The following is a 13,933-nucleotide window of genomic DNA, read 5'->3' as shown; positions in this document are numbered from 1 at the left end:
CCTCAGGGCAGTACCCCGCACAAGGCCCGCAGGGCGCCCTGCCAGCCGCTGTCGGGGGGCGTGGCGTAGCCGACGACCAGGCCGTCGAGGGTGGCCGGCACGGTGGTACGGCGGAACTGGTTGACGCCCTGGACGGCGAGGCCGCGCCAGGCGGCGGCCCGCAGGGTGGCCTGCTCGGTGCCGGGCGGCAGGGCCAGGACGGCGTGCAGACCGGCCGCGATGCCGCTGACCCGGGTCTCCGGCGAGTGCGCGGCGACGGCCGCCACCAGCTGGTCGCGGCGCCGCCGGTAGCGCAGCCGCATCGCCCGTACGTGCCGGTCGTACGCCCCCGAGCGCAGGAACTCGGCGAACGCCAGCTGGTCCGGCGCGCTCGACGACCAGTCCACGGCCCCCTTCGCCGCCGCGACCTCCTCCGCCAGGCGCTCCGGCAGGACCATCCAGGCGAGGCGGAGGCCGGGCGCGAGGGACTTGCTCGCGGTGCCGAAGTAGACGACGCGCTCGGGGTCGAGGCCCTGCAGGGCTCCGACGGGCTGCCGGTCGTAGCGGAACTCCCCGTCGTAGTCGTCCTCCAGGACGAGGCCGCCGGAGGCCCGCGCCCAGTCGACGACCGCCGCCCGCCGGTCCGGGGGCAGGGCGCCGCCCAGCGGGTACTGGTGGGCGGCCGTCATCAGGACCGCCCCGCACCCGTCGAGCCCCGCCAACTCCTCGGTCCTCGTGCCGCGTTCGTCGAAGCCCAGGACGGGGGTGCCGAGTCCGGCGCTTCTGAGGAGCTCCTCGTGGAGCCCGAGCCCGTACGACTCGACCGCCACGTCCCGCACGCCGCGGGCCCGCAGCACCTGGCCGAGCAGCGTCAGGCCGTGCACGAAGCCCGCGCAGATCACGATCCGCCCGGGCCGGGCGTGCACGCCGCGGGCACGGGCGAGGTACTCGGCGAGTGCGGCGCGCAGTTCGGGCCTGCCGCGCGGATCGCCGTACCCGAAGGCCTCGTTGGGGGCGTCGGTGAGCGCCCGACGGTAGGCCTTGAGCCAGTCGGCGCGCGGGAAGGAGGCGAGGTCGGGGGTGCCGGACTGAAGGTTGTGCGCGGGCGCGGCGGGCCTGCCCCGGCCCGCTCCGGCCGACGGCGACGGGGAGGACGGCGCCGGCGCGCGCGGCGCGGTCCGGCGGGCGACGCGGGTCCCGGAGCCCTGCCGGGCGGTGAGCCAGCCCTCGGCGACCAGCTCGGCGTACGCGTCGGCGACGGTGTTGCGGGCCATGCCGAGGTCGGCGGCGAGCGAGCGGGAGGACGGCAGCCGGGTGCCCGCCTCCAGGCGGCCGCTGCGGACCGCCTCCCGCAGGGCGTCCATGAGGCCCGCGCGGAGCCGGGTGCCGCGGAGTTCCAGATGGAGGTCGGCCCCGAAAGTGGCCCAGTCGTTCGCCATGGAAATGGACCATACCGCTGAGCCATCGGCTCCGTACGGTGGACGGCATGACGACGGCAGAGACAGAACAGACCGTGTACGCGCACGAGCACGCGCCCCGGATGTCCCTCCCCGAGCGCCTCCCCGAGTTCTACCGGGCGATGGTCCGGCTCGAGACGGCGGCCGCGAAGGACGTCGACCCGACCCTGTACCACCTGATCAAGCTCCGGGCCTCGCAGATCAACCGCTGTGCCTTCTGCGTCGACATGCACAGCAAGGACGCGCTGGCGGAGGGCGAGAGCATCGAGCGGATCGTGCAGCTCGCGGCCTGGGAGGAGTCCCGGCACTTCTACACCGAGCGGGAGCTCGCGGCGCTCGCGCTGACCGAGGCCGTCACCGTCCTCACCGACGGCTTCGTGCCCGACGAGGTGTACGCGCGGGCCGCCGCGCACTTCGACGAGACCGAACTCGCCCGGGTCGTCGCCGCGATCGTCACGATCAACGCCTGGAACCGGATCGGCGTCACCACCCGGATGACGCCCGGCCACTACACCCCGAAGCCGGCGTGACCGCCGCGGAGCTGCGGGCCCTCCACCGGGAGCGGTCCGCGGACGACCCGCTGGTGCTGCCCGGCCCGTGGGACGCGGCCAGCGCCCGCGCCTTCGAGGCGGCCGGGTATCCGGCGCTCGCCACGCCGAGCGCGGGGATCGCGGCCTCGCTCGGGTACGAGGACGGGGCGACGCCGCCGTCGGAGATGTTCGCGGCGGTGGCACGCGTCGTCCGCTCGGTCTCCGTACCCGTCACGGCGGACCTGGAGGGCGGGTACGGCCTTCCGGCGGCGGAACTGGTCGAGCGGGTACGGGAGTCCGGTGCCGTCGGCGTCAACCTGGAGGACAGCGGTCCCGACCGGGCGCTGAAGGACCCGGAGGCGCAGGCGGAGTGGCTGGCGGCGGTACGGGCGGAGGCGGGCCCTTCGCTCTTCGTCAACGCGCGGATCGACGTCTACATCCGCCGGTCCCCGGACCCCCTGGCGGAGGCGGTCGCCCGGGCCCGGCTCTACGCGTCGGCCGGCGCGGACTGCGTCTACCCGATCGCGGCGCCGCCGTCCGACCTGCCGGCCCTGCGCGCGGCGCTCGGCGACCTGCCCGTCAACGCGCTGTCCGTCCCGGGCGGGCCGACCTTCCCCGAACTGGGCGGGCTCGGCGCGACGCGCATCACGTTCGGGGACGGTCTCCTGACACGGACGCTGACGGCCGTACGGTCCCTGACGACGACACTCCGGGAGACGGGGCGTCTCTGAGAACCGCCCCGTTGTGGGCAATCGTTCCGCCCTGGGGGCACCTCCCGGACGAAGTCTGGGGGAGGAACGCATGCCCACAACGGGCGGCGGAAAACGGCGCCCCCGCGCCGTACGGTCGGTCGTACGGCCCGGGGACGCCGGGAGTGTGAAGCTGGATTCAGCCTCAGATCAGGCCGAGCTCGCGAACCGCGTCGCGCTCCTCGGAGAGCTCCTTGACGGAGGCGTCGATGCGGGCGCGGGAGAAGTCGTTGATCTCCAGGCCCTGGACGATCTCGTACGCGCCGTCCTTGCAGGTGACCGGGAAGGAGGAGATGAGGCCCTCCGGGACGCCGTAGGAGCCGTCGGACGGGACGCCCATGGAGGTCCAGTCGCCCTCGGCGGTGCCGTTGACCCAGGTGTGGACGTGGTCGATGGCGGCGTTGGCGGCGGAGGCCGCGGAGGACGCGCCACGGGCGTCGATGATCGCGGCGCCGCGCTTGGCGACGGTCGGGATGAAGTCCTCGGCCAGCCAGGCCTCGTCGTTGACGATCTCGGCGGCGTTCTTGCCGGCGACCTGCGCGTGGAAGATGTCCGGGTACTGGGTCGCGGAGTGGTTGCCCCAGATGGTGAGGCGCTTGATGTCCGTGACGGAGGAGCCCGTCTTCTTGGCCAGCTGCGTCAGCGCGCGGTTGTGGTCCAGGCGGGTCATCGCGGTGAAGCGCTCGGCCGGGACGCCCTTGGCGGCGGACTGGGCGATCAGGGCGTTGGTGTTGGCCGGGTTGCCGACGACGAGGACCTTGATGTCGTCCGCGGCGTGGGCGGCGATGGCCTCACCCTGCGGCTTGAAGATGCCGCCGTTGGCGGCGAGCAGGTCGCCGCGCTCCATGCCCGGGCCGCGCGGGCGGGCGCCGACGAGCAGGCCGATGTTGGCGCCCTCGAAGCCCTTGTTCGGGTCGTCGAAGATGTCGATGCCCTTGAGCAGCGGGAACGCGCAGTCGTCGAGCTCCATGGCGGTGCCCTCGGCGGCCTTCACGCCCTGCGGGATCTCGAGGAGGCGCAGCTTGACCGGCACGTCCGCGCCGAGCAGGTGGCCGGAGGCGATGCGGAAGAGCAGCGCGTAGCCGATCTGGCCGGCCGCGCCGGTCACGGTGACATTCACGGGAGTGCGGGTCATGGCGATCTCCGTAAGACAGCTGGCGGTGGGGGTCCCTGCCCCTGGTGCGGGATAGCTCTCTTGATCGATCGGTGTCTCGACATGAAGAGATATCCAGCGGTCAGGCTATCCGACCCGGGCCCCCTCGAATCCCCACCCCCTTGTGGTCCGGCTCACTGCCACCCGTCCGGGAGCCCTCCGGGGCCGTGCGGCGGAGGCCGACGTGGGGGCGACGTAGCGGAATGGTCACTTCCGTGCCACAGCGCACCGACGGAGCTTGAACCGACCTTGGCACGTACATGACCCTTGATCGTGACGGCGCCCGCCCTCCCACGGGGGAGAGGGCGGGCGCCGTTGCTCACGAGCCGGACGGTCACGTCACCGTGAGGTGGAGTACGTCCTCCAGGAACGGGATCCTCAGCCAGGGCCCCGGCTGGACCATGAGCGCGAGCAGCACGATCAGGCCGCCCATCACCCCGTACGTGATCATGTCCGTGAAGCGGGAGCGGACGGCCAGCATGCCGACGGACGGCAGCACCCGGCGCAGCGCCGCCCCCGTGAGGAGCGCGGCCCCGACCAGGATCGCCCCCACCCGGAAGGCCTGCGGGAACGGGTCCGTGCCCACCACGAGCAGGCCGAGCCCGGCGAGCACGAGGACGGTGAGCAGCGGCCACTGGCGCGCGGGCGCCGGGGCGTCGCCGGGGGCCGCCCGGCCGCCGCCCTCGGGGCGCGCGGTGTCGGTGGTGAGGGTGGGCTTCGGCCGCTTGAAACCGCCCGTGACGGGCTTGGTTCCCTCGGTCGGCGACGCGTCCCCGTCCGGGTTCTCGGGCGCCCCCGGGGTCCCGGAGCTCACGTCAGAGCGCCGCGGCCGCGCGCTCGGCGGCCTCGACGACGTTGACGAGGAGCTGGGCGCGGGTCATCGGGCCCACGCCGCCGGGGTTCGGGGAGATCCAGGCGGCCACCTCGGCGACGCCCGGGTCCACGTCTCCGACGATCTTGCCCTCGCCGTTGCGGGAGACGCCGACGTCGAGGACGGCCGCGCCCGGCTTCACGTCCTCGGGCTTGATCAGGTGCGGCACGCCGGCGGCCGCGACGATGATGTCGGCGTTGCGCAGGTGGGCCGAGAGGTCCCGGGTGCCCGTGTGGCACTGGGTCACGGTGGCGTTCTCGGAGCGGCGGGTCAGGATGAGCGGCATCGGACGCCCGATGGTGACACCGCGGCCGACGACGACGACCTCGGCGCCGTTGATCTCCACGCCGTGCGCGCGGAGCAGGGTGACGATGCCGTTCGGCGTGCAGGGCAGCGGGGCGGGCTCGTTGAGGACGAGCCGGCCGAGGTTGGTCGGGTGCAGGCCGTCCGCGTCCTTGGCCGGGTCCATCAGCTCCAGGATGCGGTTCTCGTCGATGCCCTTGGGCAGCGGCAGCTGGACGATGTAGCCGGTGCAGGCCGGGTCCTCGTTGAGCTCCCGTACGACCGCCTCGATCTCCTCCTGGGTGGCGGTGCCCGGCAGGGTGCGCTGGATGGAGGCGAGGCCGACCTCCGCGCAGTCGCGGTGCTTTCCGGCGACGTACTTCTGGCTGGCCGGGTCGTCACCGACCAGGACCGTGCCCAGGCCGGGCGTGATGCCCTTCTCCTTGAGGGCCGCCACACGGACGGTCAGATCGGACTTGATCGCGGCTGCGGTGGCCTTGCCATCGAGAATCTGGGCGCTCATGGAGACATCCTCCCGGATGACCCCCGCCTTGTTCCAATTCGCTCTCGCGCGGGGGCCGGCGATGCGGAACAACGGGTTGCATCTGCACAACTCCGCGACGTATCGACTGGACAAGAAGTCGACGTTGCGACGACGATGATCCGCGTAGTACCGCGGAAAGTGCCGGGGGGAGATCCGCTCAAATGCCGTGAAGGTCCTCCGCGCGGGCCGCGTCGTCCCCGCACAGAGAATTTCACGGAGGAATCCCGCGATGAGCTTCGGCGATCCGAACAACCCCTACGGCCAGCCGCAGGGACAGCAGCCCGGGTACGGCCAGCCGCAGGGACAGCCCGGGTACGGCTACCCGCAGCAGGCCCCGCAGGGCGTCCCGCAGCAGGGCTACGGCTACCCGGCGGCCCCGCCGGTCTCGCCGTACGGCGGCGGGTACCCGGGCGCGGTCATGGAGATGCCGGGCGGTGTGAAGTCGGCGCGCGTGATGCTGTGGATCATGAGCGTCCTCAACCTGATCGGCGGCATCGCCGCGATCGCCCTCTCCTTCACCTTCACCAGCGAGCTGGAGAAGCAGGGCGCCCTGTCCGGCGACGAGGAGACCTTCGCGAACCTGGGCCAGGGCATCATGATCGGCGCCGGTGTCGTGTCGCTGATCTTCGCGGTCCTCGGCATGGTGCTCGCCGCCAAGTTCGCGTCCGGCGGCAACGGCGTCCGGATCGGCGCGATCGTCTGGGCCTCCTTCGCGGTGCTGTTCAGCCTCTTCTCGCTGCCGCTCGGCGTCGTCAGCCTCGCCCTCGGCGTGATGATCATCGTCTTCACGGCGAAGTCGGACGGCTCGGCCTGGTTCAACCGGAACCGGCAGCAGTACTGAGCGTGAACCGGTGGGGGGCGGGATCCGTTTTCCGGATCCCGCCCCTCCCGCGTGTCACTGCCGCTTCAGGACCGCGAACCCGTCCGAGCGGTAGGTGATCTCGTAGCGCGCCTCCGGATGCAATTGCGAAGCCAGCTGCGCCGGATCCGACACCTGCTGCCCCCAGCCCCGCAGGTCGAAGGCGAGATAGTCCGGCGTGGCCCCCTTCGAGGTGCCCACCCAGTAGACCCGGTGGTCCGCCGTGAGGTGGGCGAGGAGCGAGACGTCCGCCTCGACGCTCGCCCCTTCGGGCACCGCGTCGACCGCCGCCCGCGCCTCCAGGGTCCGGGTGTCCGTCCGGTACGTCTCCGCCTTCGTCAGCTCCCGCAGCGGCAGGTTCGCGGCGAGGGCGAGCGCGACCGCCGTCGCGACCGGGATCACGACCTTCCCGTACGAGACGAGCCAGGCGCGCGGCGAGGTGCGGACCGAGCGGACGCCGTCCACGAGGGCCAGGAAGACGACCGGCATCAGGATCGCGCTGTAGTGCCAGTGCATGCCCCAGTGGTTGGCGTCCTGGGAGAGGAAGCGCCAGCCGAGGGTGGGCAGGACGAGCAGGACCAGCGGGGACCGCAGGGCGAGGAAGCCGGTGATCGCGAGCAGGTAGAAGACCATCTCCCATCGCTCGCCGGAGCCGAGGGCGTCGGCGACGACCTGCCCGAAGGAGGTGTCGGCGCCCGTGCCGGTCTTCTCGATCTTCGACCAGTAGTCGTACTGGCCGAGCTTGCTCGCCGCCGGGATCAGGACGAGGACCGTCAGTGCGAAGGCAGCCACGCCGAAGCCGGCCAGGGCCGCGCCGAGACGCTTGCGCCCCTTCAGGAAGAGGACCGCGCCGACCATCGCGACGGTGAGGCCCATGTCCTCCTTGACCAGGACGAGCGGGGCGGACCAGGCGGCGGCCGCGGTCCAGCGCCCGAGGAGCAGGGCCCGGCAGGTCAGGGCGAGCAGCGGGACGGCGAAGGCGATCTCGTGGAAGTCGGACTTGACGGCCTCCTGGAGCCCCCAGGACAGGCCGTACGCGAGCGTGAGCCCGATGCCGGCGGCCCGGCTGCCGAGGATCTGCTGGGTGGTGCGGCCGACGACGACGACGGAGGCGGCGAAGAGCGCGGCCTGCCCGAAGAGCAGGGAGACCGGCGAGGGCCAGATCCAGTAGAGCGGCGCGAGGAGCGCGGTGACGGGGCTGAAGTGGTCGCCGAGTATGGGGAAGCCGGGGCCCTTGATGTCGACGAGGGGGGCCCGGAACTCGGCGTACGCCCGGACCGACTGGCCGAAGATCCCGAGGTCCCAGGAGGGCGTGCGGAAGTGCGCGTACTGCACCCAGGAGTACAGGAAGTACAGGCCGCAGAGGACGCCCGCGAGGATCAGGTACGGGCGGAGCGGCGCCGGGGAGAGGCCGTCGGACGGCTCCGCTTCGGTGGACTCCGCAGCGGGCCTGTTCAGTACGTCCAACACCACGTCCCCCACAACCGGCGGCCGACAAAAGAGCAACCCATTAGACCAGAGTCCACCCGTTCGGCGGATCTGTCGCAGCCGGCCCTCCCCGGCCCCCGTCCGGATCCGTGCACGGAGGATGACGTTCTGCATTCGTTTATCGGAGCTTCCTAGCCTGACCCCCGCAGACCTCGGGGAAAGGAAGCGTCATGTACAGCATCATCGTGGTGCCCGCACACGCCGCGGACCCCGGAAGCCAGCTCAGACTGGCGCCCGGCGAAAGGCTCCATTTCGGCCGCACCACCCCGTACGACTCCGGCCGCACCACCCCTCGCACGGCCGGCGGACACCGTCGCCACCTGGACATCCCCCACCCCGGGGTGTCCCGCACCGCCGGAGAGATCGGCGCGACGGCGAGCTACTGGACGCTCAGCAACTTCAGCACCGCCTCCACCTACGTCGTCGAGAACCCGGAGGGCGCCGGGGAGCACATCAAGATCGCACCGGGGCGGGTCGACGCCCCGGTGCCGTTCGAGTTCTCGCGGGTCGTCCTGCCCGCGGGCGGCGACCTGCTCGACTTCTGCGTCTGGGCGCCCCGCCACGACTACGTGGAGTGCGCGCAGGCCTCCGGGGAGGGCGAGCCGACCGCGCTCGCCTTCCCCCTCGACCGCACCAAGCGCTACTTCCTCGTCCTCGCCGCGCTCTGCGAGTCCCGCCTGCGCGGCGCCCCGCACGCGCCGCTGCCGACGGTCGAGCAGATCGTGGGGCGGCTGCGCCCGGTGTGGCCGGCGGTGAACCGTGCCTCCGTGCAGTGGAACATCGACTACCTGGCCGTGAAGTTACGGCTCAAGCCGGGCCCCGACAGAGCCGACGGGGGCCCGCGCCTCAACGGCAAGAAGGAGTCCCTGGTCTCCCTCGCCCTCCGCTTCGACCTGGTCCGCGAGGACGACCTGTCGACCCTGGCCGAGGTCGCGCGGTGACCGCCTTCCCGCTGACCGTGCCGGTCGGCTACGAGATCGGCGACTGGGTCGTCGAGCGCCCGCTGGGCGCGGGAGCCTTCGGCAGCGTGTACGCGGCACGGCGGAGCGACGGCTCCCGGGCCGCCCTCAAGTTCCTCCCGACCGGCACCCGCACCCCGCGTCAGCTGCGCCACCTCCGCGACCTCGCCGAACGCGAGGTCGAGCTGCTGAGCCGGCTCCGCTCGCCCCGCCTGATCCGGCTGTACGAGACCCTCACCGTCGACGACCCGGCACATCCGGACCTGGACGGCGCCACCGTCCTCGTACTGGAGGAGGCCGAGCGCCCGCTCCAGTCACTGCTCTCCGGGACCGGCGCGCCGCCGCCGTCCGGGCCCGCGCTGCTCGTCCAGATCTGCGAGGGCCTGCACCAGCTGCACACGGCGGGCTGGGTGCACGGCGACCTCAAGCCGGGCAACGTCCTGCTGATGAAGGACGGCAGCGTCCGCCTCGGCGACTTCAGCACGGCGAGCGAGCTGGAGGGCAGCCACGCCTACGCCTCCGGCTTCGCCACCCCCGACTACACCCCGCCCGAGCTGCTCTGGTCGGAGGTCGGCGACCGGGGCACCCGCATCCGGCCCAGCGCCGACGTGTGGGCCTTCGGTGTCCTGGCCCACCTCGTCCTCACCGGCTGTTCCCCCCTTCCCGGCGGCACGCCGACCGCTCGCCGGGACGCCGCCCTGCGCTACGCGCGCGGCGAGGAGGAACTCCGCCTCTCCCCCGAACTCCCGCAACCGTGGCGGGAGATCGTCACGGACTGCCTGAGCCGCACCCACGGGGAGCGGGCCGTCCACGACGCGACGTCCCTGCTCCGCCGGGTCCGGGAGGCGGCCGCGGGCCGCATGCCGCGCCGCCGTCGAAGACGGCTCGTCCCGCTCCTCGCCGTGTCGCTCGCCGTGCTGACGGCGGCGGGCTTCGGCCTGAACTCGCTGCGCGACGAGCCGGTCGGGAAGAAGGCGGCGCAGAACACCGCCGCCGGGTACGAGCGCTGCGCGCCGGGCGACGTCTGCTTCTTCTCGGAGCCCGGCGGCCGGGGCGAGATGTGCGCGTGGTTCAACGACGATCCCGAGTGGTTCGACGGCGACACGGTCTGCGACTGGGCGCGGAAGCGGAAGCCCCGCTCGGTGTTCAACAACGGCTCCGCCGACCCGAAGGGCTTCGTCCACGTCGCCTACTTCGCGGAGAAGAACCTGAAGGACGGCCTGGGCTGCGTACGGCAGGGCGCGCGCCGCGACCTCGCCCTCGGCCGGCCGATCGCCTCGCACACCTGGACCAAGACCTGCTGAGGCCCCTGACCTGGGACGGCGCCGGAACCGTAGCGCTTCCCTAGGAGTTACGAGGTACCCCGCGGCCCCCGGCGGCCGCATGGTGTGACTGCGCCGCGGACGGGCGGCGCAGTCACCAGGGGGGCCGAGGATGAAGCACCTGCTCGTTCGCGCGGGCGCGGTCGTCGCCGTCGTCGCGGCGGTGACGGCCGGCTGCTCGCGACCGGAGCCCGCCGCCCCGCCGGAGCGCGAGCTGACGCAGGCCGAGCAGCTGCGGATCTCGGACGCCGACGAGGTGCTGATCAAGCGGTGCATGAACCGGGCCGGCTTCTCGTACTGGACGAGCCCCCGGCTCAGCCTGGAGGAGAGCCGCGAGCCCGGCTACGTCAGCGACGACGTCGAGTGGGCGCGGAAGCACGGCTACGGCAGCCGGATCGCGGCCGCGGCCGACCGGTACCGGCGGACGAATCCGAACGGCGCGTACCGCCAGGGCCTCTCGGCCGAGCGCCGCACGGCCTACGACGAGGCGCTGGACGGCGGCCGTCGGGCCAGGATCCTCAGCACGAAGCTCCCCGGCGGCACCGCGACCGTCCGCAAACGGCTCGGCGGCTGCTCGGAGGAGGCCGAGCGGAAGCTGTACGGGGACCCGGACGCCTGGTTCCGAGCCGACAAGGCCGTCACCAATCTGCAGCCCCTGTACGTCCCCCGGGTCCTGCGGGACGAGCGGTTCACGACCGCCCTCGCGGGCTGGGCGGCCTGCATGCGCCGGGCCGGCCTCGCCTACCCCGACCCGACGGCCGCGCGGGACGCCGCGGCCCGTACGCGGGACTTCGCGAGCGAGACCCGCACCGCGGTCGCCGAGGCGCGCTGCGCCCGCGAGACCTCGCTGGCCGCCGTGGCCCGCGAGCGCCAGACGCACTACCTGAACGCCCTGCGCGAGCAGTACGGCGAGGAGCTCGACGCGCATCGCCGGCTCCAGCGCGGGGCCTACGAGCGGGCCGCCGGGATCACCGGCGCCCGGGTCTGAACGACCCACCGTCACCACCCGCACCCACCGAAGGAGCGAACCATGCGCAGGATCGGTACGTCCGTCGCCGCCCTCGGCCTCGCCGTCGCGGGCCTCGTGGCCCCCGCCACGGCGGCCCAGGCATCGAGCTCCGGCACGGCGAGCAACCACTGCAACGACATCTGGCCGGGCCGGAACGGCAACGTGTACGCCTACGACGGCACGTACTGCAACGGGTACCTCGGCAGCGCCGCCGGCAACGACGCCGACTGGAACGCGGCGGGCGGCGGTTTCACCAACGCGGCCGACAAGGCGTCGTCCGTCATGAACGCCGGCTACACCGGCAGCTACTCCATCGTGAAGTTCTTCTACTACGAGAACAACGGCGGCGGCTACAACTGCCTGAAGGCCGAGGAGTTCTTCGTCGACGACCTCTCCCGGAACACCTTCAGCGACGGCAACACCATGAACAACAACATCCGCTCCCACCAGTGGGTGAACTCCTGTGACCGCTGGATGAGCTGACCCGTACGCGGAGGGCCCGCCGGTACGCGGTGCGTACCGACGGGCCCTCCGTCACATCCCCGGGATCAGTGGAAGAAGTGGCGCGTGCCGGTGAAGTACATCGTCACGCCCGCGTTCTTCGCGGCCTCGACGACGAGCTCGTCACGGACCGAGCCGCCCGGCTGGACGACCGCCTTCACGCCGGCGGCCGTGAGGATCTCCAGGCCGTCGGGGAAGGGGAAGAAGGCGTCGGAGGCGGCGTACGAGCCGCGCGCCCGCTCCTCGCCCGCCCGCTCGACGGCCAGCTTCGCGGAGTCCACGCGGTTGACCTGGCCCATGCCGACGCCGACCGAGGCGCCGTCCTTGGCGAGCAGGATCGCGTTGGACTTGACCGCGCGGCAGGCCTTCCAGGCGAAGGCGAGCTCGGCGAGCTCCTCGGCGGAGAGCGCCTCGCCGGTCGCCAGGGTCCAGTTCGCCGGGTCGTCGCCCTCGGCCTGGAGGCGGTCGGTGACCTGGAGGAGGGCACCGCCGTCGATCGGCTTGACCTCGACCGGGTTGGACGGGGCGCCCTCGGCCTTCAGGACCCGGATGTTCTTCTTCTTGGCGAGGATCTCGACCGCGCCGTCCTCGTAGCCGGGGGCCACGATGACCTCGGTGAAGATCTCGGCGACCTGCTCGGCCATCGCGACGGAGACCGGGCGGTTGACGGCGATGACGCCGCCGAACGCGGACAGCGGGTCGCAGGCGTGCGCCTTGCGGTGGGCCTCGGCGACGTCGGCGCCGACCGCGATGCCGCACGGGTTGGCGTGCTTGATGATCGCGACGCAGGGCTCGGTGTGGTCGTACGCGGCCCGGCGCGCGGCGTCGGTGTCCGTGTAGTTGTTGTACGACATCTCTTTGCCGTGCAGCTGCTCCGCCTCGGCGAGGCCGCCCGTGCCGTCGACGTAGAGCGCGGCGCCCTGGTGCGGGTTCTCGCCGTAGCGCAGCACGTTGTTGCGCTCGTACGTGGCGCCCAGGAAGTCCGGGAAGCCGCTGTCGTCGGCGGCGGCGTAGTCGTCGGCGAACCAGGAGGCCACGGCCACGTCGTACGCGGCGGTGTGCTGGAAGGCCTCGGCGGCGAGCCGCTTGCGGGCGGTCAGGTCGAAGCCGCCGGCCTGGACGGCGGCGAGCACGTCGGCGTACCGCTCGGGGCTGGTGACGATGGCGACCGACGGGTGGTTCTTGGCCGCGGCGCGGACCATCGACGGGCCGCCGATGTCGATCTGCTCGACGCACTCGTCCGGGGTGGCGCCGGAGGCGACCGTCTCGCGGAACGGGTAGAGGTTCACGACGACCAGGTCGAAGGGCTCCACGCCGAGCTCGGCGAGCTGCTCGCGGTGCGACTCCAGGCGCAGGTCGGCGAGGATGCCGGCGTGCACGCGCGGGTGGAGGGTCTTGACGCGCCCGTCGAGGCACTCGGGGAAGCCGGTCAGCTCCTCGACCTTGGTGACGGGGACCCCGGCGGCGGCGATCTTCCCGGCGGTGGAACCGGTGGAGACGAGCTCGACACCGGCCTCGTGCAGACCGCGGGCCAGCTCCTCGAGCCCCGTCTTGTCGTAGACGCTGACCAGCGCGCGGCGGATGGGCTTAACGGTGTCCGTGTTCACCGACATGAACCTTTCGTCCCTCAATGCGGTAGCCGTGCCGGGCGAGACGCCCCACGACATCGACGAGCAGCGAGCGCTCGACTTCCTTGATGCGCTCGTGCAGAGCGGCTTCATCGTCCTCGTCCCGCACCTCGACCACGCCCTGGGCGATGATCGGGCCGGTGTCGACACCGTCGTCGACGAAGTGGACGGTGCACCCGGTGACCTTCGCGCCGTAGGCGAGGGCGTCACGCACCCCGTGGGCACCGGGAAAACTGGGGAGGAGCGCCGGGTGGGTGTTGACGACCCGGCCGCCGAAGCGGGCGAGGAACTCCTTGCCGACGATCTTCATGAAACCGGCCGAGACGACCAGGTCCGGCTCGTACGCGGCGGTGGCCTCGGTCAGCGCGCGGTCCCACTCCTCGCGGGTCGCGTGGTCCTTCACCTTGCACACGAAAGTGGGGAGACCGGCCCGCTCCGCACGCTCCAGACCCACGATGTTCTCGCGGTCGGCGCCGACGGCGACGATCTCCACGCCGTAGCCCTCGGGGTCGGCGTCGATCGCGTCGAGCAGGGCCTGGAGGTTCGTGCCGGAGCCGGAGACCAGGACGACGAGGCGGGCGGCAGCCACTGGGTCACTCTTT

14 protein-coding genes are annotated in these 13,933 nt (G+C 72.5%); 7 read left to right on the top strand and 7 right to left on the bottom strand.

The features are described from left to right. Positions 1-2: 2 nt before the first annotated feature. Entirely contained in the window at positions 3-1,418 is a 1,416-nt protein-coding gene (locus AB5J54_RS24535; protein WP_369146054.1) for a PLP-dependent aminotransferase family protein, read from the bottom strand. A 47-nt stretch (positions 1,419-1,465) separates the two neighbouring features. On the opposite strand from AB5J54_RS24535, the gene AB5J54_RS24530 reads away from it, so the two are divergent. Beyond that, entirely contained in the window at positions 1,466-1,966 is a 501-nt protein-coding gene (locus AB5J54_RS24530; protein ID WP_369146053.1) for a carboxymuconolactone decarboxylase family protein, read from the top strand. After that, on the top strand, positions 1,963-2,697 hold the full coding sequence (locus AB5J54_RS24525; RefSeq protein WP_369146052.1) for an isocitrate lyase/phosphoenolpyruvate mutase family protein: 735 nt from the start codon (positions 1,963-1,965) through the stop codon (positions 2,695-2,697). Before AB5J54_RS24530 ends, AB5J54_RS24525 begins: the two co-directional genes overlap by 4 nt. Positions 2,698-2,860: 163 nt before the next feature. On the opposite strand, the gene AB5J54_RS24520 is transcribed toward AB5J54_RS24525, so the two are convergent. The 3 genes from AB5J54_RS24520 to AB5J54_RS24510 form a co-directional block, all read right to left on the bottom strand. Further along, positions 2,861-3,850 (bottom strand): malate dehydrogenase, encoded by a 990-nt coding sequence (locus AB5J54_RS24520; protein WP_369146051.1) that lies wholly within the window; start codon positions 3,848-3,850, stop codon positions 2,861-2,863. A gap of 352 nt (positions 3,851-4,202) precedes the next feature. Continuing rightward, entirely contained in the window at positions 4,203-4,682 is a 480-nt protein-coding gene (locus AB5J54_RS24515; protein WP_369146050.1) for a DUF3017 domain-containing protein, read from the bottom strand. 1 nt (position 4,683) lies between these two features. Further along, positions 4,684-5,544, bottom strand: coding sequence for a bifunctional methylenetetrahydrofolate dehydrogenase/methenyltetrahydrofolate cyclohydrolase (locus AB5J54_RS24510; RefSeq protein WP_362653660.1), 861 nt, complete (start codon positions 5,542-5,544; stop codon positions 4,684-4,686). Between the two features lie 250 nt (positions 5,545-5,794). Here AB5J54_RS24510 and AB5J54_RS24505 point away from each other — a divergent pair, with 250 nt between their 5' ends. After that, complete coding sequence (locus AB5J54_RS24505; RefSeq protein ID WP_369146049.1) at positions 5,795-6,406, top strand: hypothetical protein; 612 nt, start codon at positions 5,795-5,797, stop codon at positions 6,404-6,406. A gap of 54 nt (positions 6,407-6,460) precedes the next feature. On the opposite strand, the gene AB5J54_RS24500 is transcribed toward AB5J54_RS24505, so the two are convergent. Continuing rightward, positions 6,461-7,882, bottom strand: coding sequence for a DUF2079 domain-containing protein (locus AB5J54_RS24500; protein ID WP_369149444.1), 1,422 nt, complete (start codon positions 7,880-7,882; stop codon positions 6,461-6,463). Positions 7,883-8,082: 200 nt separating this feature from the next. On the opposite strand from AB5J54_RS24500, the gene AB5J54_RS24495 reads away from it, so the two are divergent. From AB5J54_RS24495 to AB5J54_RS24480, 4 genes are all read left to right on the top strand, one after another. Beyond that, positions 8,083-8,853 carry an FHA domain-containing protein gene (locus AB5J54_RS24495; protein WP_369146048.1) on the top strand — a complete coding sequence of 257 codons (771 nt, stop codon included), beginning with the start codon at positions 8,083-8,085 and terminating at the stop codon, positions 8,851-8,853. Next, complete coding sequence (locus AB5J54_RS24490; RefSeq protein WP_369146047.1) at positions 8,850-10,175, top strand: protein kinase; 1,326 nt, start codon at positions 8,850-8,852, stop codon at positions 10,173-10,175. The genes AB5J54_RS24495 and AB5J54_RS24490 overlap by 4 nt, the downstream gene beginning before the upstream one ends. Positions 10,176-10,305: 130 nt before the next feature. Next, positions 10,306-11,181 carry a hypothetical protein gene (locus AB5J54_RS24485; protein ID WP_369146046.1) on the top strand — a complete coding sequence of 292 codons (876 nt, stop codon included), beginning with the start codon at positions 10,306-10,308 and terminating at the stop codon, positions 11,179-11,181. 42 nt (positions 11,182-11,223) lie between these two features. Next, positions 11,224-11,685 carry a hypothetical protein gene (locus tag AB5J54_RS24480; RefSeq protein ID WP_369146045.1) on the top strand — a complete coding sequence of 154 codons (462 nt, stop codon included), beginning with the start codon at positions 11,224-11,226 and terminating at the stop codon, positions 11,683-11,685. A gap of 65 nt (positions 11,686-11,750) precedes the next feature. Here AB5J54_RS24480 and purH read toward each other — a convergent pair whose 3' ends face one another. Beyond that, complete coding sequence (gene purH, locus AB5J54_RS24475) at positions 11,751-13,316, bottom strand: bifunctional phosphoribosylaminoimidazolecarboxamide formyltransferase/IMP cyclohydrolase (protein WP_369146044.1); 1,566 nt, start codon at positions 13,314-13,316, stop codon at positions 11,751-11,753. Further along, positions 13,291-13,920, bottom strand: coding sequence for a phosphoribosylglycinamide formyltransferase (gene purN, locus AB5J54_RS24470; protein ID WP_369146043.1), 630 nt, complete (start codon positions 13,918-13,920; stop codon positions 13,291-13,293). Before purN ends, purH begins: the two co-directional genes overlap by 26 nt. Between the last annotated feature and the right edge of the window lie 13 nt (positions 13,921-13,933).

This window comes from Streptomyces sp. R44 (assembly GCF_041053105.1).
Lineage (GTDB): Bacteria > Actinomycetota > Actinomycetes > Streptomycetales > Streptomycetaceae > Streptomyces.
Note: the sequence above shows the minus strand (reverse complement) of the source record. Positions and strands in the feature narration are given on the sequence as shown.